Here is a 24,856-nt window from a genome sequence, read left to right on the forward strand (position 1 = left end):
TTTTGATTTGGCTTTTAACACTCAAGCCGGCCTGTAGGCCGCTGTGCTGTAGTGAGCCCCAATATCTGCGTCAATCTGCGTCTCTTTTACCCAAGGTGCGAAATTGAGCCCACCCCGCACCAGGCGAATACTCCAAGCCTGATCCCGGCCCAGACGCCGCGCATTCGCTGGAGTATCGAGTGAAATTCACAGGTGGCCAAATCATCGCCAAGGCACTCAAGGCCAACAGTGTCGACTACGTAGCCGGGCCCCCGGGCGACGGCGCCCGGGCCCTGGTGGAAGCGCTGCTGACCCCGGGCACCGACATCCCCTTTATCCACGTCATCCAGGCCCACAGCGCCGTGCACCTCGCCGACGGCTACTACCGTGCGTGCGGTCGCCCCATGGCCGTCGTACTCACGGGCCCCCTGGGCATCCCCTCAGCCCTGGGAGCCCTCGCCACCGCGCACCAGGACGCCTGCGCGCTGCTGGTCATCAGTAACGCCCAGCCCGAAACGATAGCCGCCAACGTCATGAAAGATCACGCGACGGTTTCGACACTACAACAGCTACCCCAAGCCCTGCGCCAAGCCTTCGACACCATGCTGAGCGCCCATCCCGGCCCTGTCAGCCTGTCCATTGACGACGCCCTCCAAGGCGCCTCCACCAACGCCAGCCTGCCACCCGCCACCCTGCGTGCAGAACCCCAACCCACCCCGCGTAAAATCAGCGTACTGCGCGAAGGCCGCGCCTCATCCTCCGTGCTGGAAAACGACGCCATTCTCGTCATCGGTAGCGGCCCCACCCAGCCCATGGCCCGCAAGATGTTCCCGGTGCATTACCCCGGCAGGCACTTGTGCGCCGGCAACCCCGCCACCCTCGGCTGGGCCGTCCCGGCGGCTATCGGCGCCAAGCTCGCCATGCCCGCCCGCCAGGTGGTCTGTGCCGTGGGCAGCCGGGATTTCCTGCAGTCGATGCAAGAGATGGCCGTGTGCGTGATGCACAGCATTCCGGTGGTATTCCTGGTCTTCAACAGCAACGGTGACGAAGCCCTGGGCGACGTACAGACGTCGCCCATCGAGCAGCACCGGGCCGGTGAATTCAACCTGCCGGATGGCAAACCCTATGCCCCGGACTTCGCCGGCATCGCCCGAAACTTCGGCCTTGAAGCCTGGCGCGTGGAACACGCGTCACAACTCAGCGCGACCCTCGTCAAAGCCCTCAACAGCAAGGGCCCGTCGCTGGTTGAAATGATGACGGCACGCCAGCCCCTGCAGGTCCCTCAGTCCTGACCGCCCCAGACAATGGTGGCGTTGTCGCCGGTCATGTATTCACGTACGTCCAGCGGGATCGACTGGTCGCTGGGCAACAGCACCGTTGCATTGCGCAAGTGATGCTTGCGGATCTTGCCCTTGTCCACCAGTCCCAGCGCCATGCGCGTGGAGAAGGGCTGGCGGAACGAGGACGACGCCACACCCGTCACCAACCCGTAGAGAAAACGGATCGGCCGACGATGCTGCGGCGTCAGGATCGAGAACGTCATTTCGTTACGTTGCTTGCCTTCGAAATCCACCATGAACAGGCGATCGCCCAGCAGCAGGCAGAACCCGTGGTAGGTGAATGAATACCCGATCTTGCCGCTGCCATCGCGCAGCGGAAAGCGCTCGACGGTGACGTACTGCACCATCGAGTCGGCGCGGTACAGGCAGGTGACCGAACGCAGGATCCGGCCCTTGTAGATCGATGAATTGTGGTAGCGGTAATACACCCCCAGATAGTCTTCGAGCACGTCAGCCGACTGCTTGGCCAGCGGCAGGAAATGATTGAACTGCTCCGAAGCCCGCAAGCCGGTCGGCAGTTCGTTTTCATAGCCTTCATAGAACTTCTTGAACTCGGCGGGCGGGCGGAAGAGGTCTTCGGCTTCCATCATGAAATAGCGGCCGATCTTTTGCAGAATCTTCTGCGACGGCACGTGCTGGCCCACCAGGTACTTGTTGAACTGCTGGCGGTTCACATCAACTTTGCGGCACATGTCGGCCACCGACCGGCAGGACTCCACCAGCGTGCTCAGGTTCTTTTGCACATTGGCCTGCAAGTCGCTGCGCGCCTGCTGTCGCTCGGGGTGGGAGGTGGCGGCGGCTAATGACAGGGGCGATGAGTCCGGGCGGCTGGGCATTATTATCTCGATGTACTTGGCTGGGTTAAGGCGCCAGTTATTAAAGTTATAGCGCGGTTATCGAATAACCTTGGGCATAAGCGTAATAACCGTTTAAGCGTTTGAAACTTCCGATCATTACCAAAGCATCTTTCATGCCGTTTGTTTAAGTTCAAACATGAAGTTTGAGCATAACTGAATGCGTCAGATTGTAAGCGCTTTTGCTGAAGGTTCGGCGCCAGTGCGTTGTGGTTTTCACGGGTCAATCGTGACGGTGGCGGTCCGCCCAGTAACACATTCGATAGCGACGGGTAACACCCCGTGCTGCGCAGGAGTGCTTCAGTCCGCGTCAGGTATCGCCAAGGGTGCGAAATGGTGGAAACACCGGTCACCCCTGATACTCGGGCCAATGCTTTTTGCGGAGGATTGGGCGATGGCAAGGTTGACCGGCGACATTCCCGGAAAGAGGCGACTCAAGGTCGGCATGGTCGGCGGCGGGCAGGGCGCTTACTTCGCCAGTTACCACCGCGCCGCGATGCGCCTGTGTAATCGCTTCGATATCGTCGCCGGCGCTTTCTCTGCCGACGCGGATAAATGCCGCGAGGCGGGCGCAGCGCTCACTATTGAACCCGAACGTATCTACTTGTCGTTCGAGGACATGGCGGCCGCCGAGTCTCGCCGCCCCGACCCGATCGAGGCGGTGGTTATCGTGACGCCCAACCACTTGCACTTCGAACCGTGCCGGTTGTTCCTGGAGGCGGGCATCCCGGTGATCTGCGACAAGCCCCTGGTCAACCACCCTGACGAAGCCCGGGAGCTGGCGAACCTTGCCGAGCGCCACGGGACATTTTTTGCGCTGACCTACACCTACCAGGGCTACCCGATGGTCAGGGACGCCCGCAGTCGAATCCAGGCCGGCGAGCTGGGTGAGCTGCGCTTCCTGTACGTCGAATACCTGCTGGAGTGGCTGGCCCCCGGCGTGTCCGGCTTGAGCAATAGCCTGGCGTGGCGCGGTGACCCGCAAAAGGCCGGCCCCACCGGCGCGCTGGGAGACGTCGGCACCCACGCCTTCAACCTGTTGGAGTTTCTGTCCGGGCAGCGCTGCACCCAGCTCAACGCCAAGTTGACCAGCGTGGTGCCGGGTTGGGGCCTGGACGATACCTGCGTGGTGCAACTGGAATTCGACGGCGGCGTGGATGGATTGTTGTGGGCCAGTTTCGCCGCGCCCGGGCATCGCAACGGCTTGCGCTTCAAGGTCGTCGGCAGCCTGGCTTCGCTCGAGTGGTGCCAGGAGTCACCGGAAACCCTGTTGTTCACGCCCACTGACGGTGCAGACCGCATCTATCGGCGAGGCCAGTCCGACAACAGGCCGCAGACGCTGACGTTCACCAGCTTGCCGGCGGGCAATACCGAAGGTTATCTGGAAGCGCTGGCCGTGCTGTACGCCGACTTCGCCGAGGCCCTGGACGCCGGGGCGCAATGGCGCACAGCGACCAGCGTCCCGTTGCCGGATATTCACGCAGGCGTGCGCGGGGTGTTGTTGTCCCAGGCCAGCCTCGAATCCCACCAGCAGCGGGCCTGGGTGCCTTTCCCGCGGTAATTGATTTCATGCGTGGCACCGCTGCGCATCCAACGACTCACCCAAACGCTGTTGAGGAAAAACAATGTCAAGCGAACTGCATCGCGCTGCGTATTCGGTACTGCTTCCCGCATTCGGGGATTTGCACCTGGACGACAATGTGCGCCGTTACCTGAGCCGTGGTGGTGTATCCCTGTTGCTCGGGGAAACCCGGGATGAATACGTGGGCCGAGGCATGAGCCCGGCGCGCAAGGCGGCCGAGTCCAAAGCCGATTTCATCAGTATCGTCAAGGAAGCCACGGCGCTGGCGGGCTCTGCGGTGCTGATCGCGGTAGACCAGGAACTCGGCGGAATCGAACGCCTGCACCAACTGGTCCCGGCGGTCGCCACCCGGGCGCAGCTCCAGGACCTCGGCGCCGAGGACCTCGAGCAACGTTGCTTCGAGATGGCCGCCGCGGCCCGCGGGCTGGGCGTGAATCTGTTCCTGGCGCCCATCGTGGACGTGGTCACCGGCGTCAATCCATGGCTGCACAACCGGCACCTGGGCGCGGATCCAGTGGAAGTCAGCCGAGTGTCCTGCGCGTTTATCCGCGGGGTGCAGCGCGCGGGTGTGATCGCCACTGCCAAGCACTTCCCCGGGCACTACATCACCGAGCACGATCCGGCCATTGCCGAAGCCACCGTGCCGGGGCCGCTGGAATTGCTGCATGACAATCTTGAAGTGTTCAAGCAGGTCATCGCCACCGGCGTAAAAGCCGTCATGCCTGGCCCGGCGGTGTTTCCTGCGATTGATGCGCAGCAGTCGGCGTCCACCTCGTCGAAGGTCATCGGCGTACTGCGTGACACCCTGGGCTTCGAAGGCCTGATCATTTCCGATGACCTGGACGCCGTGTCGATCCTGCGCGGCAACACCATCCCCGATACCGCCGTAGCCTCCCTGGTGGCCGGTGCGCACCTGTTGCTGGTGTCCAGCGAGTCAGGCCTGGACAGCATCGCCGAGGCGATTGTCGCCGCCGTCCACGAAGGCACCCTGGACCGCCAGGTTCTGTTGGACGCCGCTGCCAAGGTCCGTCAACTGGCAATCGCCACCCAGGAAACCAGCCATGAGCGCGAATGACCGCAAGGCCTACGGCGTGCTGTTCCCGGTATTGCTGGACGTGCAGATGACGGATGACGTGCGTCGGTTCCTCGGCAATGGCGGGCGCAGCCTGTTGTTTGGCGAGACGGGAGAGGAATACGTCAGCGGAAAAATGAGCGCCAGCCGCCTGCAAACCGAAACCCTGGACATCTGGCAGCGTTTTACCGGCACGGCCACCGAACTGGGTGGGCCGCTGCTGCTGGCAGCCGATGCCGACATCTCCGCCGTGCACCGCTTGCAAGGGGTGACCCCGGCGCTGCCGGAGCCCGATGTGGCCCGGGCGATGGATTGTGCGGCGCTGGAGCAGGCGTGCTTCAAGGTCGCCACCGCCGCGCGGGCGACCGGGGTCAACCTGCTGCTGTCGCCGACGGCGGATGTGGTCGGCGGCCGTAATGTGTGGCTGGCGGGGCGCACGCTGTCGGGCGATGTCCACCAGACGGCGGCGATGGTCGGTGCGTATGTGCGCGGCGTGCGGCGGGCCGGGATGGCCAGCACCCTGAAGCACTTCCCCGGGCACCCGGTGCTGTTTCAGCAGCCGTCGACTGAAACGGCGGTGGTCAGCGAGTCCATGCAGCAACTGCGGGCCTTCTGGCCCGGGTTTCAGGCCGGGATCGACGCTGGCGCCGATGCGGTGATGATGGGTCCGGCGATATTCGCCGCATGCACACCGCCCACGGCAGCCTCGGTGTCGCCTGAATTGATCGGCGTGTTGCGCCAGGAGTTGGGCTTCAAGGGGCTGGTCATGACCATCGACCTCGATCACCGCTCAACCATCGGCCAGATGTCCCTCGGCGAGGTCGCAGTGGCCGCGCTGAATGCCGGGGCCGACTTATTACTGATTTCCGCAAAGGCTATGCCCCACGTACCGCAGATCGTTCGGGCGATTGTCGCCGCCGTCGCCGAGGGCCTCTTGCCCCAAGCGCGGCTGGACGCCGCGGCGTTGGCCGTTGGTGCCTTGGCTGATCGCTGTTCAACCGTAGGAGCGCCATATGGCAACCCAAAATAACGTCCTCGCCCTGCATTCCACCGTTGCGAAACACTCGACCCTGGCGATGGATATCGACATCGCCCGGACGCTGGGTTTTGACGCGCTGGAGATCAACAGCGGCAAGCTGGAGGCGTATCTGCAGGCCGGCTATACCGAGTCAGAGCTTCAAGCACTGCTCAACGACGTGCCTGTCACCGGCATCGGCTACCTGCGGGATATCGAACGTCAGGGTGACGAGCGTGACGACCTGTTCAAAGAAGCCCGGCGGCTATTTGAGCTGGCCAATCTGGTGGGCGCCAAAGGCGTGCAAGTCCTCACCGGTCCGATCAATGTACAGGCGGTGATTGATTTTCAGGCGACCGGCAAGAGCCTGCATTACTCAGGCTTGCTGGGCCTGGATCAAGCCGAACAGTACGCCCGCACGGCAAGCAACCTGGCGGAGTTGGCCGATGTGGCCAGGCAATACGGTCTGCTGCTCTACCTCGAAGCCTTGTCCTGGACGCCACTCAACACCCTGGATCACCAACTGCAGCTGATTGAACTCACCGGGCGCAGCAACGTGAAGATGGTGATCGACTATTGGCATTGCTTTACCAGCGGCGTGACCCCTGCGGACGTCGCCCGGCTCGACAAGGACGTGATCTACGGCGTGCATGTCTGCGACTCACTGGCCTTCGAAGGCGGTATCCCGAATGAGGAAGTGCTGCGCGATGTGCCCACCGGCAGCGGCGTGCTCGACCTGGTCGAGTGGACCGCCGCGGTAAAGGCCACCGGTTACGCCGGGTGGTGGAGTTGTGAGTTGTTCTGCAAAAAACAGCAGCAGCAAAACAGCTACGCCGTCGCCCAACAATTGAAGACGCTGTTAACCGGCCTGGTCGGTTGATAACGCGCGTTTCGACACTGGCTGAATACTAAAAAGATCTGAGGTTGTCATGGTGGATTTCATCGTAATCGGGGGCGGCTCCACGGGCTGCACAGTCGCATCGCGCCTGAGTGAGGATGCGGGAGCGTCGGTGGTGCTGTTCGAGGAAGGCCCGCGGGATCGCAGCCCTTACATCCATATTCCCGGCGCCTACTACAAGACCGCCCAGGGCCCGCTGCTCAAGCGTTATGCGTGGGAGCCGACCGAGGACCAGCACCGCAGCGAAACGCCGACCATGGTCCAGGCCAGCGTGCTCGGGGGCGGCAGCTCGGTGAATGCGATGATTTATATCCGTGGCGTGCCCGCCGACTACGACGGTTGGGCCGAACAGGGCGCCGCCGGGTGGTCGTATAAAGACGTGTTGCCGTACTTCAAAAAGGCCGAGGACAACGAGCGGTTCTGCAACGAGGTGCACGGTGTCGGCGGGCCGTTGGGGGTGTCGGACCCGATCAATATCCACCCCTTGACCAAAGTCTGGCTGCGGGCCTGCCAGCAGTTTGGATTGCCCTATAACGAAGACTTCAACTCGGGCCAGCCCGAGGGCTGCGGGCTGTACCAGATCACCGCCAAAAACGGCTTTCGCAGCAGTGCCGCCGTGGCCTACCTGGCGCCGGCCAAGTCGCGCAAGAACCTGACGGTGAAGACCGGCTGCCGGGTGCTGCGTATCCTGATGCAGGGCAACAAGGCCGTCGGCATCGAATACCTGGAGAAGGGCGTGCGCCAGGTGATGCACGCCGACAAGGAAATCATCCTGTCCTGCGGCGCCATCAACTCACCCCGGTTGCTGATGTTGTCGGGGATCGGGCCCGCTGAGCAGCTGGAAAAACACGGGATCAAAGTGGTTCAGGATTCGCCCGGTGTGGGGCAGAACCTGCAGGACCATATCGAAATCTCACTGGTGTATGAGCTGACTGGCCCCCACAGCTACGACAAGTACAAAAAACCGTGGTGGAAGCTTATGGCGGGGTTGCAGTACGCGTTGTTCCGGCAAGGCCCGGCGGCGTCCAACCTGATTGAAGGCGGGGCGTTCTGGTGGGGCGACAAGACGGCGGTGCACCCGGATATCCAGTATTTCATGGTGGTGGGCGCGGGCATCGAGGAGGGCGTGGATTCGGTGCCCGGCGGCAATGGCTGCACGTTGAACCTGGGGCAGATACGGCCAAGGTCCAGGGGCTATGTGGAGCTTTACTCCGCCGACCCGATGTCCCCGCCGCGCATCGTGCCCAACTACTTTTCCGATCCGTACGACATTGAAAGCCTGGTGGACGGTTGCCTGGTGGGCGAACAGATCATGGCCCAGGCGGCCTTCAAACCCTACGTGGCTCGTCGGCATGTACCGGAACCCACCGTGCGCTCGCGCGAAGCGATGAAGCGGTTTTGCCATCAGGAAGCCCACGCCGCACTGCATCCATCCGGCACCTGTCGCATGGGTGTGGATGAGCGGGCGGTGGTGGGGCCGGACCTCAAGGTGCATGGCATCGAAGGGCTGCGGGTGGCCGATGCGTCGATCATGCCGACCCTGATTTCAGGCAACCCCAACTCGGTGTGCATCATGATCGGCGAAAAAGCTGCCGACATGATCCGGATCGCCCGATAGAGTTGCCCGGGCGGTAACACCAGCCTCTTTTTGGGGCAGGCTCAGGCGCCGATCAACCACAGCGCGAAACAGCTGCCGAGGGCCAGCAGCCCAAGGGCGATGCCAAGCTTTGCCTGCAGTTCAAGGGGCATTGCCCTAGGGTCCGGATGTTTGTCCATGGAATCAACGGACTGTACGCGGCCGTTGATCATCTGAGCGGTTGCAAAGAACAAACTGTGCATGGCATGTGCCTCGTGGGTCGTTTCTGCTCAAGTCGAGGCCGATATCGGCCGCCTGCTGGTCAAGAGCAAGCTCCATGCCATTGCCCAAATCTCAACGGCGCCCCGTCCGTGTACTCACATCCACCCACACCGCCAGCACCAGGATGCTGCCCTTGACGATCATCTGCCAGTAGCTGTCCACATCCAGCATCGACATGCCGTTGTCCAGGCTGCTGATCACCAGTGCGCCGAGCAGGGCGCCGTACACCGTGCCCGAACCGCCGCGCATTGAAGTACCGCCGATAAAGCACGCCGCGATAGCGTCCAGTTCGCCCATGTTGCCCGCCGAAGGTGAACCCGCCGCCAGGCGCGCGGTGTTGACCAGCCCGGCAAGGGCGCACATCACGCCCATGATCCCGAAGATCCACAGCTTGACCGCCTGCACGTTGATCCCCGACAGGCGCGTGGCTTCCATGTTGCTGCCCACCGAGTAGATGCGCCGGCCAAAGACGGTCTGGCTGGTGACGTAACTGAACACCCCCAGCAGCACCAGCAGAAGCAGCACCGGCACGGGAATGCCGTCGTAGCTGTTGAGGGTGTAGACGAAGCCGGCCAGCACAAAACCGATCAACACCACGCGCACGCTGTCGCGCAGCATCGACGGCAGCGCCAAGCCGTGCAGGGCGCGGTTGTGGCGTTGGCGCCAGGTCAGGAATATCGCCAGCCCGAACAGCAACACGCCGAGAATCACCCCGACCACCGTCGGCAGGTAACCCTGGCCGATGTACACCAGTTGTGGCGAAACCGGTGCAATCGTGGTGCCGCCGGTAATGCCCAGCAGCACCCCGCGAAACGCGAGCATGCCGCCCAGGCCGACGATGAAGGAGGGGATGCGCAGGTACGCGGTCATGTAGCCGTTGCCCAGGCCAATCAGCAAGCCACAGAGGGCGACGATGGCCAGGTTCAGCGGCAGGGGAATGTGATAAACCACATCCAGGATCGCCGCGACGCCGCCGAGCAAACCGAGCATCGAGCCCACCGACAGGTCGATCTCGCCGCTGATGATCACCAGCACCATGCCGCAGGCCAGGATGCCGGTAATGGACATCTGCCGCAGCAGGTTCGACAGGTTGCGCGGGGTCAGGAAACCGCCTTCGGTCTGCCAGCTGAAAAACACCCAGATCAGCACCACGGCGATCAACAGGGCGAGCATTTTGTAGCGGGTGAAGAGCTGTTTGACCTGGTTCATTTACGCGGATTTCCGATCATTATTATTGTCATGCCCGTTCGGTTGGCTGAGGGCGGCGGCGAGCACCTGTTCCTGGGTCAGGCCCTGGTTGATGAAGTCGCCGCGCAACTGGCCCTCGCCGATCACCAGCACCCGGTCGGAGACCCCCAGCACCTCGGCCAGCTCCGAAGACACCATGATGATCGACACGCCTTCGGCCGCCAGCGCGCCCATCAATTTGTAGATCTCATATTTGGCGCCCACGTCCACGCCACGGGTCGGTTCGTCGAGGATCAGCACCCGGGGTTTGGTCAGGAGCATCTTGGCCAATACGGCCTTTTGCTGGTTGCCGCCGGAGAGGCTGGTGATCGGCAGGAACGGGTTCGCCGTCTTCAGGTGCATGCGCTTGATTTCCTGTTCGACGCTGCCCAGTTCCGCCTCGGCATCGATGCGCGTCAGGTGCGAGAAACGGTCCAGCACCGCCAGGGTGATGTTTTGCCCAACGCCCAGGTCCGGGACGATGCCCTGGCGCTTGCGGTCTTCCGGGACCATGCACAGCCCGGCGCGAATCGACTTCAGCGGCGTGCGTGTATCAATCGGTTTGCCATCCAGCCACACCTCGCCTTGGTAGCGCCCGGGGTAGCTGCCGAACAGCGCCGACACCAGTTCCGTGCGGCCGGCGCCCACCAGCCCGGCGATGCCGAGGATTTCGCCACGGCGCAGGCTGAACGAGACATTGTCCACCCGCTTGCGGCCCGGGTTGTCGACGTCGTAGCAGGTGACGTTGCGCGCCTCGAACAGCACCTCGCCGACCGCATGGGGTTCGGTGGGGTAGAGGTTGCTCATCTCACGGCCGACCATCTGCGTGATGATGCGCGACACGTCCATCTCGGCCATGGCCGTGGTCGCGATGTGTTTGCCGTCGCGGATCACCGCGATGGTGTCGCAGATGGCCGAGACCTCATCGAGCTTGTGGGAGATGTACACGCAGGCGACGCCCTTGGCCTTGAGCCCACGGATGATGTCCAGCAGCACCTCGATTTCCGAGCGGGTCAGCGCCGAGGAGGGTTCGTCGAGGATCAGCAGGCGCGCCTGCTTGTTCAGGGCCTTGGCGATTTCCACCAGTTGCTGGTAGCCGCCGCCGTATTGCGAAACGGGCAGGGCGACGTTCATGTCCGGCACTTTCAGCTCGCGCATCAGGGCTTCGGCACGGTGCATCATGGCGGGGTAGTTCATGCGCCCGCCGGGCAGTGTCAGCTCGTGGCCCATGAAGATGTTTTCGGCCACCGAGAGGTCGGGTACCAGGGTCAGTTCCTGATGGATGATCACGATGCCGCAGGCTTCGGTTTCGGCGATGGAGTGGGCGCGCAACGGCTGGCCGTCCCAAAGGATTTCGCCGTCCCAGGTGCCATGGGGATACACCGCCGACAGCACTTTCATCAGGGTCGATTTGCCGGCGCCGTTCTCGCCGCACAACCCTACGCATTCCCCGGGTTTTACCTTGATGTCGATGCCATTCAGGGCTTTGACGCCACCGAAGGTCTTGACGATGTTGTTCATTTCCAGCAGGTAGTCGGACATGGCGGGCACTCATTCCACAGCGAAAAGGCAGGAGCGGCCTCAAACCGCCCCTGCAGTGAGCCGTACGCTTACTGCCCGGCGATTTGCGCTTTGGTGTAGAACCCGTCTTCTTCCAGCACGTTGACGTTGTCCTTGGTCAACGCGGTCGGCTTGAGCAGGATGCTCGACACCTGTTTGCTGCCGTTGTCGTACTGCGAGTTGTAGGCCGGTTTCTCGTCACGCACCAGTTGCACCGAGAGCTTGGCCGCCTCGGACGCCAGCAGCTTCAGGGGCTTGTAGACGGTCATGGTCTGGGTGCCGGCGATCACGCGCTTGATCGCGGCCAGGTCGGCATCCTGGCCCGAGACCGGCACCTTGCCCGCGAGTTTTTGTGCCGCCAGGGCCTGGATCGCGCCGCCGGCGGTGGCGTCGTTGGAGGCGACGATGCCGTCGATCTTGTTGCTGTTGGCGGTCAGGGCGTTTTCGACAATGCTCAGGGCTTCGGTGGGGTTCCATTCCTTGACCCATTGCTGGCCGACAATCTTGATGTCGCCCTTGTCGATCGAAGGCTGCAGCACCTTCATCTGGCCCTGGCGCAGGATCTTCGCGTTGTTGTCGGTAGGTGCGCCGCCCAGCAGGAAGTAATTGCCTTTAGGCTGCGCGTTCAACACGCCCTGGGCCTGCATCTCGCCGACCTTTTCGTTATCGAAGGAGATGTAGGCGTCGATATCGGCATTCAAAATCAGCCGGTCGTAGGACAGTACTTTCACCCCGGCTTTCTTGGCCTCGGCCACCACGTTGTTCAGCACCGTGGCATTGAACGGCACGATCACAATCACGTCGACACCCCGGGAGATCAGGTTTTCGATCTGCGAGATCTGCCGCTGTTCGTTGGCGTCCGCCGACTGCACATAGACCTTGGCCCCCAGTTGTTCGGCGGCGGCGGTGAAATAATCGCGGTCGCGGGCCCAGCGTTCAAGGCGCAGGTCGTCGATGGAAAAGCCGATTTTCGGATGGGCCGCGTCGGCCATGACCGAATTGGAAAGCAGTGCCAGAACGCTGGTGAGTAAGACAGTTTTCAGGTGTTTCATGATGGTGAGTCCCTTTTATTGTTGTTTAGACGCACTGCTGGACCTGGAGCGTAGCGGTCATGGGTAGATAAAGCGATTCACTACGCCTTCGAGCATCTCCTGGCGGCCACTCACAGCTTGTGGGTTCAGTTGGTGGCTGAAGGCATGCTCGGCCAGCGACGCCAGGCTGAAGTCGCCGCCAAGCACGGCACGCCCGAAGGATTGGTCCCAGCCGGCATAACGCTGGGCCTTGAATTGTTCGAGGGCGTCGTTCTGCACCATGGCGGCGGCGCGTTCCAGTGACAGCGCCAGCACGTCCATTGCGGCCACGTGGCCATGGAACAGGTCCACTTCGTCGAGGCTTTGGCGGCGTACCTTGGAGTCGAAGTTGTAGCCGCCTCCCTTGAAGCCACCGGCCTTGAGTACCTCGTAGGTGACCAGGGTCAGCTCCTCGACGCTGTTGGGGAACTGGTCGGTGTCCCAGCCGTTCTGCGGGTCGCCACGGTTGGCGTCGATGCTGCCGAAAATTCCCAGGGATGCGGCGGTGGCGATCTCATGGTGAAAGCTGTGGCCGGCGAGGGTGGCGTGGTTGGCCTCGATGTTGACCTTGATCTCTTTCTCCAGGCCGAACTGATGCAGGAAGCCAAACACGGTGGCGCTGTCGTAGTCGTATTGGTGCTTGGTGGGCTCCTGTGGCTTGGGCTCGATAAACAGCTCGCCGGTGAAGCCGATCTTGTATTTGTGCTCGACCACCATGCGCATGAACCGCCCGAGTTGCTCGCGCTCGCGCTTGAGGTCGGTATTGAGCAGGGTCTCGTAGCCTTCGCGGCCGCCCCACAACACATAGCTGGAGCCCTTGAGACGGTGGGTGGCATTCATCGCGCTGAACACCTGGGCCGCCGCATAGGCAAACACTTCCGGGTTCGGGTTACTGGCGGCGCCGGCGGCAAAGCGCGGGTTGCTGAAGCAGTTGGCAGTGCCCCACAGCAGCCGGATACCGGTCTGTTCCTGATGGCCTTCGAGCTGGTCGACCATCCGCGCAAAGTTGTCGCGGTACTCGGCCAGGCTTGCGCCTTCGGGGGCCACGTCGGTGTCGTGGAAGCTGTAGTAGTCGATGCCCAGCTTGGAGAAAAACTCGAACGCCGCTTCGGCCTTGCCGCGTGCCACTTGCAGGGCTTCCCCCGGTTGCTGCCAGGGCCGCTGGAAGGTGCCGGAGCCGAACATGTCACTGCCGGGCCAGACGAAGTTGTGCCAGTAACACGCGGCCATCCGCAGGTGCTCGCGCATCGGTTTGCCGAGGATCAGCTTGTTTGCATCGTAGTGCCGGAAGGCCAGGGGAGAGTCGCTATCGGGGCCTTCATAGAGGATTTTTTCGACCGCGGGAAAGTAGGGCATCGCCAGATCCTTGTTGTTATGAGTGCTCGTTAACCTTGCCTCGATACTAGCAACGGCCCCCGGCCAACCGATTATGAAAATCACCAGAGCAGGGTTCGATTTTGAGTGGTTTTACGCGCATAGTGGCTCGACATATCGCATGGAGCCGCCCCTGTGAAAACTGTCCCGCCTGTGCACCGGATTGCCCTGCTGTTCAATGGCAACAAGATCTACGATCGCGGCATCATCACCGGGATCGGCAACTACCTGAGCAGTACGCGGGTGTCGTGGGATCTGTTCCTGGAAGAGGACTTCGTCTGCCGGCTCAAGGGTATCGAGCGCTGGCATGGCGACGGGATCATTGCCGACTTCGACGACCCGGCGATGGGCCCCGCGTTGGCGGGTGTGCATGTGCCGGTGGTGGCGGTGGGCGGGTCTTATGAGGATGAGCGGGCTTACCCACGGCATACTCCGTATGTGGCCACTGACAATTTTGCTTTGATCAAGCTGGCCTATGAACACCTGATCGAAGCCGGGCTGACGCGCTTTGCCTGTTTCAGCCTGCCTGAAGCCGATATCAACCGTTGGGCCCAGGAGCGCGAAAAAGCCTTCCGCCGCCTGCTGGAGCGCGATGGCTTGCCGGTGGAGGTGTATCGCGGGCTCGGCACCAGCGCGCCGCTGTGGGACTCGGCGGTGGAGCAACAAATTGCCTGGTTGCACAGCCTGCCCAAACCCATCGGCATCATCGCGGTCAGCGACGCCCGAGCCCGCCAGTTGCTGCAGGCCTGCCTCACCGCCGGCATCCCGGTGCCGGAGCAAGTGGCACTGATCGGCATCGACAACGACCCCTTGACCCGCACCCTGACCCGCGTGCCGCTGAGCTCGGTGATCCAGGGCACTGAAAAAATGGGCCGCACCGCCGCGCGCCTGCTGCACCAGATGCTGCACGGCATGCCTTCGGCAGGCAGCCAGATCCTGGTGCCGCCGGAAGCGGTCAACGTGCAGACCTCAAGCCTGCACCAACCCCTCGGCCATCCCTACGTGATGCAGGCGCTGCATTTCATTCGCCAGTACGCCTGCCAGGGCATCAAGACCGCCCAGGTCGCCAACTACGTCGGCGTGTCGCGGTCGTCCCTGGAAGCGCATTTTCGCAGTGAACTGAACCGCAGCGTCCACGATGAAATCCTGCGCTTCAAACTCGCGGCTGCGGTTTCCAGCCTGGAAAATACCAGGGCCGCGATTGCGGATATTGCCTATGACTGCGGGTTCAAATCCGCGCAGTACCTGCACACGGTGTTCAAGCGCGAGTTCGGGTGTACGCCGAGGGAGTACCAGGTAGGGCAGGTCGAGCGCGATTCGAGCGATGTCATTTCTTTGTCGCCTTGAGTCCCTATTTTGTCCTGAGCTTCGCTCCAGAACTTCAAGGGATTGAATCGTCTTATGCCGACTCTTACACGCAGAACGTTGTTGCAAGCAGCTGCCATCGGATCCGCCTACACCCTGTTGCCCGACTCCATTCGCCAGGCCCTGGCGATCCCCGCCAACAACCGCACCGGCACCCTGATGGACGTCGAGCATGTGGTGATCCTGATGCAGGAAAACCGCTCCTTCGATCACTACTTCGGCACCTTGCCGGGTGTGCGCGGGTTCAGTGACCGCTTCACCATTCCACTGCCGGGCGGGCACCGGGTGTGGGAGCAGCAGGGCGTTGGGCGGCGGATCCTGCCCTATCACCTGGACAGCTCCCGTGGCAACGCGCAGCGGGTCAGCGGCACGCCGCATTCCTGGGTCGACGAGCACGCCGCCTGGAGCAGCGGCCGGATGAACGCCTGGCCAACGTTCAAGACACCCACCTCGATGGGTTACTACCGTGAGCAGGAAGTGCCGTTCCAGTTCGCCCTGGCCAACACCTTTACCCTGTGCGACGCCTACCACTGTTCGGTACACGCAGGTACCAATCCCAATCGGCTGTTCCACTGGACCGGCACCAACGGCCCGACCGGTGCGAATGTGGCGGCGGTGGTCAACGAATGGGACGGCCCCGGCGCGGTGGGCGTGGGCTACACCTGGAAAACCTATCCCGAGCGCCTGGAAGAAGCGGGTGTGAGCTGGAAGGTTTACCAGTACCTGCCGGATAACTTTGGCGACAACCCCTTGGCCGGGTTTCGCCAGTTTCGTGCGGCCAGCGTCGCGGCCGGCAACCCCGCCGTGCCACCGAAAGACTTCAAGGATTTTGTGCCCTACAGCGATCAACTGAACGCCCGCGTGCCGTTGTACAAAGGCAATGGCAACACCCTGCCGGCGGTCAGCGGCAGCGACCTGGAATCGATCATCCAGGGCTTTCGCAAGGACGTGAACGACGGGCGCCTGCCACAGGTGAGCTGGCTGGTGGCGCCGGCCGATTACTCCGAACACCCCGGGCCTTCCAGCCCGGTGCAAGGCGGCTGGTTCACCCAGGAAATCCTCAAGGCACTGACCGCCAACCCGGACGTGTGGAGCAAGACGGTGCTGCTGGTCAACTACGATGAAAACGACGGTTTCTTCGACCACGTGCCGTCGCCGTCAGCCCCGTCCAAGCGCCTGGATGGCAGCTTTGCCGGCAAGTCCACGGTGAAGTTCGACAGCGAGATCTTCACCCACCCGGCACCGCCCGGCTCTAGCCAGCAACCCGCGCCGGACGGCGGGGTGTACGGCCCCGGGCCGCGAGTGCCGATGCTGGTGCTGTCGCCGTGGAGCCGTGGTGGCTGGGTCAATTCCCAGGCGTTTGATCACACCTCCGTGCTGCAATTTCTGGAGAAGCGTTTCCACGTGCGCGAACCCAATATCAGCGCCTGGCGCCGGGCGGTGTGCGGCGACCTCACCTCGGCCTTCAACTTCGTCAACCCCAACACCGAGACCCTGCCACCGCTGCACACCATCAGCCGCCAGGCCGCCGACTCTCTGCGTCAACGCCAGGAGCAACTGCCCCAGGTCGCCCTGCCGACGGTGGGCCAGCAACAGGCGCCGTTCCAGGCGCGAATGGCGCGGCCATCCCGGGCGCTGCCGTACCAGTTGAACGTTGAAGGCTCGGTTGACCGTCGCGCCAGTTCGGTGAGCCTGGACTTCTTCAACAATGGCGAACAGGGCGTGGTCTTCCACGTCTACGACCGCCTGCACCTGGACGAGGTACCGCGCCGCTACACGGTGGAAGCCGGCAAACACCTCAGTGACACCTGGCAAGTCGCGGGCGCCTACAAGCTCTGGCTGTTGGGGCCGAATGGGTTCCACCGTTCGTTCAAGGGCCACCTGCAGCGTCGCGAGCCGGAGTTATCCCTGGCGTATCACGGTGACACCTTGCTGCTGACCCTGGTCAACCCCGGCAAGCGTGCGGCCTCAATCACCATCGAGCGTTGCCCTTACACCAGGCAGGGGCCGTGGCTGCTGGAGATTGCGGGCGGCAGTACCGTGCAACGAACGTTCTCCTGCCAGCCGAATGGGGGCTGGTATGACTTCAAGCTACGTGACGAGCATGGCTGGGTTCGGCGGGTGGCGGGGCGGATCGAGACGGGGGCGCATAGCATCAGTGATCCGTTGATGGGCAAGCGTGTGTGAAAGGCTGTTGATCTGCGGGGTGATTTCGTGGGCTTTTTCCCTGTTTTGTGTAGGAGCAGGGCTTTCTCCCCATGCAGCGCTTGAAACGCCACCCCTCTGGGCCATAGCCTCACGCTTTTCCTGACACTGAGGCCCGGCATTGGGTAAGCGAAAAACGGTTTGGCCCACGGAGCGGGAAGTTCGACTGCGCTTTATCCTGCTGGCAATCATTGAAACGGCCTGTATTCGAGGCGTTCCCATCGAACGCCTGCTGCTTTCATACATACTGTTGCGCAACAAGCCGACCCAGGAGCAACTTTGGGAGGCCATCAGCGATTGCCTGCTCCTCGATGAGATGCGTGGCTTTCGATTTGAACCCGGGTCGGAAGCCGATCGGTTGATGCGCAAGATCAGCAGCGAAATCAATCAGTCCTGACGAGCCACCAGCGCCGGCGTGCGCGGCGGCACCAGGCGCTTGCTTCCCGTCGACTCATAGGCCGATGCCAATCGCAGCAGCGCCGAATCGTCATACGCCCGGCCGGCAAATGTCAGCCCCACCGGCATGCCGATGTCGGCCATGACGCCCATGGGCACCGTCACTGTCGGCACGCCCAAATGGCGGATGGCGAGGTTGCCGTTGGCGACCCACACTCCGTTGCTCCAGGCGATATCCGCCGACGCGGGATTCACATCCGCATCCGCCGGACCTACGTCGGCAACTGTCGGAAAAATCACCGCATCCAGCCCCAGGTTATCCATCCAGTCTTCAAGGTCGATGCGTCGTGTCTGTTCCAGGCCGCGCAGGCCGTCGGGCACGGTGCTGATCCTGTCCCACGGCGTGATGCCGCGCTCGGCCATGCGCACGTATTCGTCCATGCCGGCGGCCAGGTCGTCTTCGCGGTTGGGCAGGGTGCCGGGGTCGTGGGGGAAGATCTTCGGGCCGTCGACATCCGCCAGGCGGTTCAGCGCAGGGTCGCCGTTGGCCCGCAGGAAATCATCGAACGCCCAGGCCGACAGTTCCCACAATTCATCGTGGAGGAATTCCTTGGACACCAGGCCTCGGGTAAACACTTTCGGTGCGCCCGGGCGATCGCCTTCGCAATTGGAGACCAGCGGGAAATCCACCTCGACCACTTCTGCGCCGGCGGCTTCAAGTGCCTTGCGCGCAGCTTCCCAGAGCTCGATCACCGAGGCCCGGGTTTTGATTGGCTGGCCAGTAGGGCCGCCGATTCCCGGGGCGTCGCTGGTGCCTGCCTCGGGGTCGGCGTTGATGTACATGCGCGGCACGCCGAAGCGTTTGCCGGCGAGTGCATCGCCGGTCGCGGCCAGGTCTGCGTAGGATTGCGGGCGTACCGAGGCGACGCCGGGGATCGGCACCCAGGGTTGCATCCGCCACAGGTCGCCGCGTGTGTCGGGGTCTTCTGCGACCACGACGTCGAGCACTTCAAGCAGGTCGGCCATGGTCCGGGCGTAAGGCACGACCACGTCCATGGTCGGGGTCAGCGGCCAGTTGCCGCGCACCGAGATCACGCCACGGGACGGGGTGTAGGCACACAGGCCATTGTTGGACGCCGGGCCGCGCCCGCTGGACCAGGTCTCTTCCGCCAGGCCAAACGCCGCGAAGCTCGCCGCAGTGGCCGTGCCGGCGCCGTTGGAGGAGCCCGAGGCGAACGGTGCGGTGAGGTAGTCGGCGTTGTACGGGCTCTCGGCCCGGCCATATACGCCGCGCTGCATGCCGCCGTTGGCCATCGGCGGCATGTTGGTCTTGCCCAGGCAAATGGCGCCTGTTGCCCGCAGTCGCTCGATGGTGAACGCATCGCGGTAGGCAACCAGGTTCGCGAAAGCCGGGCTGCCGGAAGCGGCGGTGAGGCCCTTGACCAGGTAGCTGTCCTTGGCTGTGTAGGGAATGCCGTCGAGCGGGCCCAGGGTTGTGCCGCTGGCCCGGCGTGCGTCGGATGCCCGGGCTTCCTCCAGCGCTTGCGGGTTGCGCACCACCACCGCGTTGAGCGCGGTGGCAGTCGTGGGGGCGTCGTAGGCGTCGATCCTGGCGAGGTAAGCCTCGACCAGTTCAACCGCCGTGGTCTGGCCGGATTCGAGCGCAGTGCGCAGCTGGGCAATGGAAACTTCGGTTACTTCGATCACGTGGTTATCGCCGGGTGCAGAAAAGGGGGAGGGCTTGAGTGCTGACTCAATCCAATCAGTGAAAGTAGCTTACTGATAGATTTTTCATAGCGCCAGAGAATGGCATCCCTTACTGTGGCGCCTCAATTTCCTTATCGATAACGGTGCTGTTTATGTCCGATGAAGTGCGGCTTGTCGTCATCATCAATACCCAGCCTGGCCGGGGTGCGGACCAGTTGGCGGCCTTTGCCGGGCTCGCTCCGCTGGTCCGGGCCGAAGCCGGTTGTATCCAGTACGACCTGCATCCGGTCGAGGGCAACAGCGACAGTTTTGTGTTGATCGAGACGTGGGCTTCAAAGGCGGCGCTCAAGGATCACCACGCAGCGCCGCACATGCTGGAAGCCGCGAAGCACAACCCGACATTCCGTGCGGGCCCCTCCAACGTATTGGTGCTGGAACCTGCCGTCCAGGCACGTTGACTTCAACCCGCCAGCTCAAGGGGTTATCATTGCCCCTTCATTTTTTGCTGCCCGGAAAGATTTCGATGTTGTTTACAAGGACTGTCATGGCGAGCGCACTGCTCGCCGTTCTGGCCACCCAGGCCCACGCGTCCAGCCTGGACCTGACCTACGAGGCACCTGTCCTCAGCGCTGTACCGCTCACGCCGCAGGCTGAGCCCAAACCGCGCTTTCCGGTCAAAAGCCTTGCGCCGGTGACCGTGGAAAACAGCTGCACCGGCCGCGAGTGCACCTACGAAGGCGACATCAGCCTGCCCCGTGAGGAGCAGACTGTGCGGCGTATTTCCATCGGTATTCAATAAAGCCGGCTGGCGCCTCAGACGATCCCATACCGGGGCGCCGGCTTGCCTGTTTGCGTGGCCGCAAACAACGCACCACGCGCCGCATCATAGGTCTCCCACAACGAACCATCGGCCACCGACGGCCAGGTGATCGTCTCACCCTGATCCAGCCCGGCCAGTGCCGCGTCCACCAGGTTTTCGGTGGTCATGACCGACTCCTGTTGCAGGGCGGAAAGCGGAATGCCCGACGCGTCCCAGATCTCGGTAGCGGTGGCTGCCGGCAACACGATCTGCACCTTCACCCCGGTTTCCGCCAGTTCCGATTGCAAGCCACGGCTGAATGCCAGGACATAGCTCTTGGTGCCGCTGTACACCGAGCTGACCGGCAGCGAGTGCACGCCCAACACCGATGCCACGTTGATGATCAAGCCTTCATTGCGCACCAGCATGCCCGGCAGCGCCGCGTGGGTCAGGCGGGTGAGGGCGGTGATGTTCAGGGCGATCTGGGTCGTGGAATCCTCGACCGAGGATTGAGCCAGCGGATGCAGGCGGGCCAGGCCGGCGTTATTCACCAGCACCTGGATCGCCGGGTTGCCGGCGAGCAGGCTTTCAACACGGGCCAGGTCCGCGGGGTTTACCAGGTCGGCGCCGATGGTCTGGACCTCGCGCCCGTAGGCTTGAGTGATCTTCGCCGCCAGTGCTTCGAGGCGGTCTTCACGACGGGCGACCAGGATCAAGTCGTAGCCACGGGCTGCCAATCGGTCGGCATACACGGCGCCAATACCTGAAGAAGCACCCGTGATCAGGGCAATTTTTGTGGAAGCAGGGATCGACATGAACGGCTCCAATAGATGAGTACTCAACCAATATTGTTGAGGGCTCAAGTTATAGGCTTGGCGTTTGTCCTTGTCAATGGTTTAGTACTCAATCATTCTACCGGCATGGAGGATCTGAAAATGCCAACACACAAGACTGACAAGCCTGATGCCCGCGCCGACCTTTTGAGCCTGCTGGGGGACGTGGCGTGCACCAACAACGCACTGCGCCGTGCCGCCCGGCGGCTGGGCCAACTGTATGACGAAGCGCTGGCGCCGATTGGCCTGAAGGCTACGCAGGTCGGCTTGCTGGGTGAAATCGCCCGGTGGGCGGCGGTGGATGAGCAGGCAGGGCCGACGTTGCAGGAGCTGGCCGGACGCCTGGCGATCCTGATGTCGGCGCTGACCCATGCGATGAAGCCGCTGGTGCGCGACGGGATTGTCGAGCTGCGCCCGGATGCCCTGGACAAGCGCACCAAACGCTGCGTGCTCACGCCCAAGGGCGAAGCCCTGTTCAGTGAGGCGCTGGTGTACTGGGCGGCCGCCAATAACCGGGTAGAGGAGGTGCTGGGGCATGATTCGGCCGCGCAGCTGCGGGGCATGGCAGACCATGTCGCCTCCGAAGAATTTCTGGCGGACTACAACAGCCGATCCGCGCAGGCATAAGCCAGATCCTTTGGTTATTAGACAGACGCCGTTCGCCCATCCGATGCTGGGCCCCTCTCGATCAGGGGCTTTCCATGACCACTCAACGCCAACTGAAGCTGGGCGCGTTCATGCGTCCGGTCAGCATCCACACCGGCGCCTGGCGCTATCCCGGCGCTTACCGTGACGCCAACTTCAACTTCACGCACCTCAAGCAGTTTGCCCAGACCCTGGAGAAAGCGCGTTTCGATGCGTTCTTCATGGCCGACCACCTGGCCCTGCTCAACATGCCCATCGACGCGTTGAAGCGCAGCCACACCGCCACCTCCTTCGAACCGTTCACCTTATTGTCGGCCCTGAGCCAGGCCACCGAGCACATCGGCCTGGTAGCCACGGCCTCGACCACCTACGACGAACCGTTCCACATTGCCCGGCGCTTCGCGTCCCTGGATCACCTGAGCAACGGCCGCGCCGGCTGGAATATCGTCACCACTGCCAACCCGGATGCGGCGCAGAATTTCGGCCTGGAGCAGGCCTATGCCCACGACGAGCGCTACGCCCGTGCGCGGGAGTTCTACGATGTGGTCACCGGGCTCTGGGACAGTTGGGCCGATGATGCCTTCATCCGCGATGCCGACAGCGGTGTGTACTTCGACCCCGACAAGCTGCACACCCTCAATCACCAGGGCCGCTACCTCAATGTGCGCGGCCCGCTGCACATTGCCCGCCCGGTGCAGGGCTGGCCGGTGATCGTGCAGGCCGGCGCCTCGGAGCCCGGCCGGCAATTGGCGGCAGAAACCGCCGAGGTGATCTTCGTGGCGCCCGGCACGCTCGAGGAAGGGCGTAAATTCTATGCCGATATCAAGCGCCGGATGCTGGCGGTGGGGCGGCATCCCGACCATCTGAAGATCTTGCCCGGGGCGTTTGTGGTGGTCGGCGATACGCTGGAAGATGCGCGGCGGATTCGTGCGCATCTCGACAGCCTGGTGCATTACGAAAGTGCGATTGCCTCGCTGTCGATCGCGCTGGGTACCGACGCGACGAAGTTTGATCCCGACCAATACCTCCCGGCGATTCCCCAAACCAACGCCAGCCAGAGCTCCCGCGAACGGGTACTGGCGCTGGCTGATCGCGAACAGTTGACGGTGCGCCAATTGGCCCAGCGTCTTGGCGGTTATGCAGGTCTCTCGTTTGTCGGCACCGCCCACAGTATTGCCGATGAGATGCAGCAGTGGCTGGAAGAAGAGGGCAGCGATGGCTTCAACATCATGTTCCCGTGGCTGCCGGGCGGGCTCGATGACTTTGTGGCCAGGGTGGTGCCCGAGTTGCAGGGGCGCGGGATCTTCCGGCGCGAGTACGAAGGCTCTACCCTGCGGGAAAACCTCGGACTGCCGCGTCCGGCGAACCGCTTCTTCGCCGAATGAGCGGGTATTTCTACCGTGGTTAGATCGTTTATTTCCTTCTGATTGGGGGCCATTCCCCAATCGCATATCCATCGCGCCGGTTTGGCCCTGATAGCGGAGCCGGCCGGCGTGATCACGCCAAAGCATCTGTCATCGCGGAATTATCCGCTGCCGCGCCCCGGGAAATCCCCATGCAGCGTCTATTCCTGCTGCTGGGCCAGCGTCTTGCGCCGTTGTGCGGCCTCTCTAGAATCGGCCCCAGAACTTACTCATTTCCTGTCGATTACGGAGTTTCGAAGATGATGAACGCCATGCAGATGCCAATGAACAACGCGATGCCGATGATGCCGATGATGGGCATGCCGATGATGATGGCAACCATGACCTGCAAGATGACCGACGAGGCCATGATGTGCACCATGAAGCCGGCCGCGGGCATGGACATGGCGATGTTCAAGAATAACGCCGAAATGATGGCGATGATGATGAACTGCGGCATGCCGATGATGATGCAGTGCGCCAACATGTCGATGATGTGCATGTCTGAAGACGGCATGGCGATGATGAACAGCATGTCGGCCATGAACATGCCGATGATGATGCCGATGGGCATGCCTATGCCGATGATGAAGTGCGTCATGGAATGCAAGATGGAAGCCGACTGCATGACCTGCAAGATGATGCCGATGCCTGGCATGAGCATGGACATGATGAACAACTGCTGCATGCTGATGATGAAGATGATGAACGACTGCGCCATGCCGATGATGATGAGCTGCAACGGCATGCCGATGATGTGCTGCACCTGCTGATTGGTTTGGCGTGAAATCAAAAAGCCCCGGCGTGTGCCGGGGCTTTTTGCGTTTCAGTCCAGGCGTTCCGGGTAGGTGATCACCAGGAACGCCACCGCCTCACTGTCTGCGGGGTTGCGGTAGCGGTGGGGCTGGTCGGCGTAGAACAGGATCGAATCACCGGTGGACAGCAGGTAGCGTTCCTCGTTGACGCTGACTTCCAGCACGCCCTGGGCCACCACCAGGTTTTCCTGGATCCCGGGCCCGTGACCTTCTGAAATCTCCTCGCCGAGGGCCTTCAGGCGTATCTCGTAGAACTCCGACTGGCGCGCCATATCGTAGGGAAACAGCGCCCGGCTGATGAAGCTGCCATCGGCGCTCACCAGGCGTTTGCTCTGTTGCGCCGGCAGCAGCTCAACCCCTTCGAACGCTCGATTTTCCAGGAACGCCGCCACCGACACTTTCAAGCCTTTGGCGATCTTGCACAGCACCTTGATCGACGGCACGCTGCGCCCGGACTCGATCTGCGCGAGCATCGCCCGGCTTACGCCGCAGTTGCGCGCCAGGGCATCCAGCGACAGGTAGCGTTTACTGCGCAGGCGCTGCAAGTTCTGCGCGACGCACTGGCCGATGGCGTCATCGTCGCCGCTGTTGCAGTCCTTGGGTTTGGTGGGGAGGTCGGGCACTTCGGGTATCGCGTGCAGGAAATTCATCGCCTCACGCCCGGCGGGTATCGCTGGACGTGGTGACGTGTGCGGTGAACAGCGCGACCCCGGCCCGTGCCGCATACATCGCCCACATCAGTTCAGCCGCTGCGCGAGCCTGGCGGCGTTTGCGGTGGAGGGTGAAATCGATGACGGTGGCGGATGTTTGCATGACGTAAATCTCTGGGGACTCAATGGCTCTACAGTAATCGGTGCCG

At 62.6% G+C, this 24,856-nt stretch carries 23 protein-coding genes; 13 read left to right on the top strand and 10 right to left on the bottom strand.

Annotated elements, in window-relative coordinates; all coding sequences use genetic code 11:
• Positions 1-179 precede the first annotated feature (179 nt).
• Entirely contained in the window at positions 180-1,271 is a 1,092-nt protein-coding gene (locus tag HX873_RS09725; RefSeq protein ID WP_177122619.1) for a thiamine pyrophosphate-dependent enzyme, read from the top strand.
• Here the strand turns inward: HX873_RS09725 and HX873_RS09730 are convergent.
• Positions 1,262-2,128, bottom strand: a complete 867-nt coding sequence (locus HX873_RS09730) for a helix-turn-helix transcriptional regulator (protein ID WP_032899479.1) — start codon at positions 2,126-2,128, stop codon at positions 1,262-1,264. The two genes, HX873_RS09725 and HX873_RS09730, sit on opposite strands and share 10 nt — an antisense overlap.
• 439 nt (positions 2,129-2,567) lie before the next feature.
• Between HX873_RS09730 and HX873_RS09735 the strand changes: the two genes are divergently transcribed.
• The 5 genes from HX873_RS09735 to HX873_RS09755 all read left to right on the top strand — a co-directional run bounded on the left by HX873_RS09735 (position 2,568) and on the right by HX873_RS09755 (position 8,358).
• A complete protein-coding gene (locus HX873_RS09735) occupies positions 2,568-3,734 on the top strand; it encodes a Gfo/Idh/MocA family protein (protein WP_177122620.1) in 1,167 nt (388 codons plus the stop codon).
• A gap of 64 nt (positions 3,735-3,798) precedes the next feature.
• Positions 3,799-4,830: a glycoside hydrolase family 3 N-terminal domain-containing protein gene (locus HX873_RS09740; protein WP_177019765.1), complete on the top strand. Its 1,032-nt coding sequence runs from the start codon at positions 3,799-3,801 to the stop codon at positions 4,828-4,830.
• Positions 4,817-5,857 (top strand): glycoside hydrolase family 3 N-terminal domain-containing protein, encoded by a 1,041-nt coding sequence (locus HX873_RS09745; protein ID WP_102605571.1) that lies wholly within the window; start codon positions 4,817-4,819, stop codon positions 5,855-5,857. Before HX873_RS09740 ends, HX873_RS09745 begins: the two co-directional genes overlap by 14 nt.
• On the top strand, positions 5,841-6,722 hold the full coding sequence (locus tag HX873_RS09750; RefSeq protein ID WP_177122621.1) for a sugar phosphate isomerase/epimerase: 882 nt from the start codon (positions 5,841-5,843) through the stop codon (positions 6,720-6,722). Before HX873_RS09745 ends, HX873_RS09750 begins: the two co-directional genes overlap by 17 nt.
• A 49-nt stretch (positions 6,723-6,771) precedes the next feature.
• On the top strand, positions 6,772-8,358 hold the full coding sequence (locus tag HX873_RS09755) for a GMC family oxidoreductase (protein ID WP_177122622.1): 1,587 nt from the start codon (positions 6,772-6,774) through the stop codon (positions 8,356-8,358).
• Positions 8,359-8,670: 312 nt separating this feature from the next.
• Here HX873_RS09755 and HX873_RS09760 read toward each other — a convergent pair whose 3' ends face one another.
• The 4 genes from HX873_RS09760 to xylA all read right to left on the bottom strand — a co-directional run bounded on the left by HX873_RS09760 (position 8,671) and on the right by xylA (position 13,811).
• On the bottom strand, positions 8,671-9,807 hold the full coding sequence (locus tag HX873_RS09760; protein WP_003219656.1) for a sugar ABC transporter permease: 1,137 nt from the start codon (positions 9,805-9,807) through the stop codon (positions 8,671-8,673).
• Complete coding sequence (gene xylG / locus HX873_RS09765) at positions 9,808-11,367, bottom strand: D-xylose ABC transporter ATP-binding protein (RefSeq protein ID WP_134326919.1); 1,560 nt, start codon at positions 11,365-11,367, stop codon at positions 9,808-9,810.
• 68 nt (positions 11,368-11,435) lie between these two features.
• Positions 11,436-12,437 carry a D-xylose ABC transporter substrate-binding protein gene (gene xylF, locus HX873_RS09770; RefSeq protein ID WP_003219660.1) on the bottom strand — a complete coding sequence of 334 codons (1,002 nt, stop codon included), beginning with the start codon at positions 12,435-12,437 and terminating at the stop codon, positions 11,436-11,438.
• Positions 12,438-12,494: 57 nt separating this feature from the next.
• On the bottom strand, positions 12,495-13,811 hold the full coding sequence (gene xylA, locus HX873_RS09775; protein WP_003219661.1) for a xylose isomerase: 1,317 nt from the start codon (positions 13,809-13,811) through the stop codon (positions 12,495-12,497).
• A gap of 153 nt (positions 13,812-13,964) precedes the next feature.
• On the opposite strand from xylA, the gene HX873_RS09780 reads away from it, so the two are divergent.
• The 3 genes from HX873_RS09780 to HX873_RS09790 all read left to right on the top strand — a co-directional run bounded on the left by HX873_RS09780 (position 13,965) and on the right by HX873_RS09790 (position 17,796).
• Positions 13,965-15,176, top strand: a complete 1,212-nt coding sequence (locus HX873_RS09780; RefSeq protein WP_003219663.1) for a DNA-binding transcriptional regulator — start codon at positions 13,965-13,967, stop codon at positions 15,174-15,176.
• A gap of 54 nt (positions 15,177-15,230) precedes the next feature.
• Positions 15,231-17,381 carry a phosphocholine-specific phospholipase C gene (locus tag HX873_RS09785; protein ID WP_023658949.1) on the top strand — a complete coding sequence of 717 codons (2,151 nt, stop codon included), beginning with the start codon at positions 15,231-15,233 and terminating at the stop codon, positions 17,379-17,381.
• Between the two features lie 139 nt (positions 17,382-17,520).
• Entirely contained in the window at positions 17,521-17,796 is a 276-nt protein-coding gene (locus HX873_RS09790; protein WP_008436022.1) for a hypothetical protein, read from the top strand.
• On the opposite strand, the gene HX873_RS09795 is transcribed toward HX873_RS09790, so the two are convergent.
• A complete protein-coding gene (locus tag HX873_RS09795) occupies positions 17,787-19,502 on the bottom strand; it encodes an amidase (RefSeq protein ID WP_008436013.1) in 1,716 nt (571 codons plus the stop codon). The genes HX873_RS09790 and HX873_RS09795 overlap by 10 nt on opposite strands.
• A 152-nt stretch (positions 19,503-19,654) precedes the next feature.
• On the opposite strand from HX873_RS09795, the gene HX873_RS09800 reads away from it, so the two are divergent.
• Positions 19,655-19,960 carry a putative quinol monooxygenase gene (locus HX873_RS09800; protein ID WP_003219672.1) on the top strand — a complete coding sequence of 102 codons (306 nt, stop codon included), beginning with the start codon at positions 19,655-19,657 and terminating at the stop codon, positions 19,958-19,960.
• An 86-nt stretch (positions 19,961-20,046) separates the two neighbouring features.
• Positions 20,047-20,301: a hypothetical protein gene (locus HX873_RS09805; protein WP_003219674.1), complete on the top strand. Its 255-nt coding sequence runs from the start codon at positions 20,047-20,049 to the stop codon at positions 20,299-20,301.
• Between the two features lie 14 nt (positions 20,302-20,315).
• On the opposite strand, the gene HX873_RS09810 is transcribed toward HX873_RS09805, so the two are convergent.
• Positions 20,316-21,116 carry an SDR family oxidoreductase gene (locus tag HX873_RS09810; protein WP_008436011.1) on the bottom strand — a complete coding sequence of 267 codons (801 nt, stop codon included), beginning with the start codon at positions 21,114-21,116 and terminating at the stop codon, positions 20,316-20,318.
• Between the two features lie 120 nt (positions 21,117-21,236).
• On the opposite strand from HX873_RS09810, the gene HX873_RS09815 reads away from it, so the two are divergent.
• Both HX873_RS09815 and HX873_RS09820 read left to right on the top strand, forming a co-directional pair.
• Positions 21,237-21,761, top strand: a complete 525-nt coding sequence (locus HX873_RS09815) for a MarR family winged helix-turn-helix transcriptional regulator (protein WP_003219677.1) — start codon at positions 21,237-21,239, stop codon at positions 21,759-21,761.
• Between the two features lie 74 nt (positions 21,762-21,835).
• Complete coding sequence (locus tag HX873_RS09820; RefSeq protein WP_003219678.1) at positions 21,836-23,164, top strand: LLM class flavin-dependent oxidoreductase; 1,329 nt, start codon at positions 21,836-21,838, stop codon at positions 23,162-23,164.
• A 262-nt stretch (positions 23,165-23,426) separates the two neighbouring features.
• On the opposite strand, the gene HX873_RS32075 is transcribed toward HX873_RS09820, so the two are convergent.
• From HX873_RS32075 to HX873_RS09835, 3 genes are read right to left on the bottom strand one after another with little or no spacing between them, the layout of a single operon-like run.
• Positions 23,427-23,948, bottom strand: a complete 522-nt coding sequence (locus tag HX873_RS32075; protein ID WP_008436008.1) for a hypothetical protein — start codon at positions 23,946-23,948, stop codon at positions 23,427-23,429.
• Between the two features lie 60 nt (positions 23,949-24,008).
• Positions 24,009-24,647: a helix-turn-helix domain-containing protein gene (locus tag HX873_RS09830; protein ID WP_008436005.1), complete on the bottom strand. Its 639-nt coding sequence runs from the start codon at positions 24,645-24,647 to the stop codon at positions 24,009-24,011.
• Between the two features lie 4 nt (positions 24,648-24,651).
• Complete coding sequence (locus tag HX873_RS09835) at positions 24,652-24,810, bottom strand: hypothetical protein (RefSeq protein ID WP_003219684.1); 159 nt, start codon at positions 24,808-24,810, stop codon at positions 24,652-24,654.
• Positions 24,811-24,856 lie beyond the last annotated feature (46 nt).

The organism is Pseudomonas sp. P7758, assembly GCF_013386485.1.
Taxonomy (GTDB): Bacteria; Pseudomonadota; Gammaproteobacteria; order Pseudomonadales; family Pseudomonadaceae; genus Aquipseudomonas.

Bases quoted from the DNA above. Each gene is read 5' to 3' on its own strand.
- HX873_RS09735 (WP_177122620.1), top strand. From the start codon at position 2,568: ATGGCAAGGTTGACCGGCGACATTCCCGGAAAGAGGCGACTCAAGGTC.
- HX873_RS09740 (WP_177019765.1), top strand. From the start codon at position 3,799: ATGTCAAGCGAACTGCATCGCGCTGCGTATTCGGTACTGCTTCCCGCA.
- HX873_RS09745 (WP_102605571.1), top strand. From the start codon at position 4,817: ATGAGCGCGAATGACCGCAAGGCCTACGGCGTGCTGTTCCCGGTATTG.
- HX873_RS09750 (WP_177122621.1), top strand. From the start codon at position 5,841: ATGGCAACCCAAAATAACGTCCTCGCCCTGCATTCCACCGTTGCGAAA.
- HX873_RS09755 (WP_177122622.1), top strand. From the start codon at position 6,772: ATGGTGGATTTCATCGTAATCGGGGGCGGCTCCACGGGCTGCACAGTC.
- HX873_RS09760 (WP_003219656.1), bottom strand. From the start codon at position 9,807: ATGAACCAGGTCAAACAGCTCTTCACCCGCTACAAAATGCTCGCCCTG.
- xylG (WP_134326919.1), bottom strand. From the start codon at position 11,367: ATGTCCGACTACCTGCTGGAAATGAACAACATCGTCAAGACCTTCGGT.
- xylF (WP_003219660.1), bottom strand. From the start codon at position 12,437: ATGAAACACCTGAAAACTGTCTTACTCACCAGCGTTCTGGCACTGCTT.
- xylA (WP_003219661.1), bottom strand. From the start codon at position 13,811: ATGCCCTACTTTCCCGCGGTCGAAAAAATCCTCTATGAAGGCCCCGAT.
- HX873_RS09785 (WP_023658949.1), top strand. From the start codon at position 15,231: ATGCCGACTCTTACACGCAGAACGTTGTTGCAAGCAGCTGCCATCGGA.
- HX873_RS09800 (WP_003219672.1), top strand. From the start codon at position 19,655: ATGTCCGATGAAGTGCGGCTTGTCGTCATCATCAATACCCAGCCTGGC.
- HX873_RS09805 (WP_003219674.1), top strand. From the start codon at position 20,047: ATGGCGAGCGCACTGCTCGCCGTTCTGGCCACCCAGGCCCACGCGTCC.
- HX873_RS09810 (WP_008436011.1), bottom strand. From the start codon at position 21,116: ATGTCGATCCCTGCTTCCACAAAAATTGCCCTGATCACGGGTGCTTCT.
- HX873_RS09815 (WP_003219677.1), top strand. From the start codon at position 21,237: ATGCCAACACACAAGACTGACAAGCCTGATGCCCGCGCCGACCTTTTG.
- HX873_RS09820 (WP_003219678.1), top strand. From the start codon at position 21,836: ATGACCACTCAACGCCAACTGAAGCTGGGCGCGTTCATGCGTCCGGTC.
- HX873_RS09830 (WP_008436005.1), bottom strand. From the start codon at position 24,647: ATGAATTTCCTGCACGCGATACCCGAAGTGCCCGACCTCCCCACCAAA.
- HX873_RS09835 (WP_003219684.1), bottom strand. From the start codon at position 24,810: ATGCAAACATCCGCCACCGTCATCGATTTCACCCTCCACCGCAAACGC.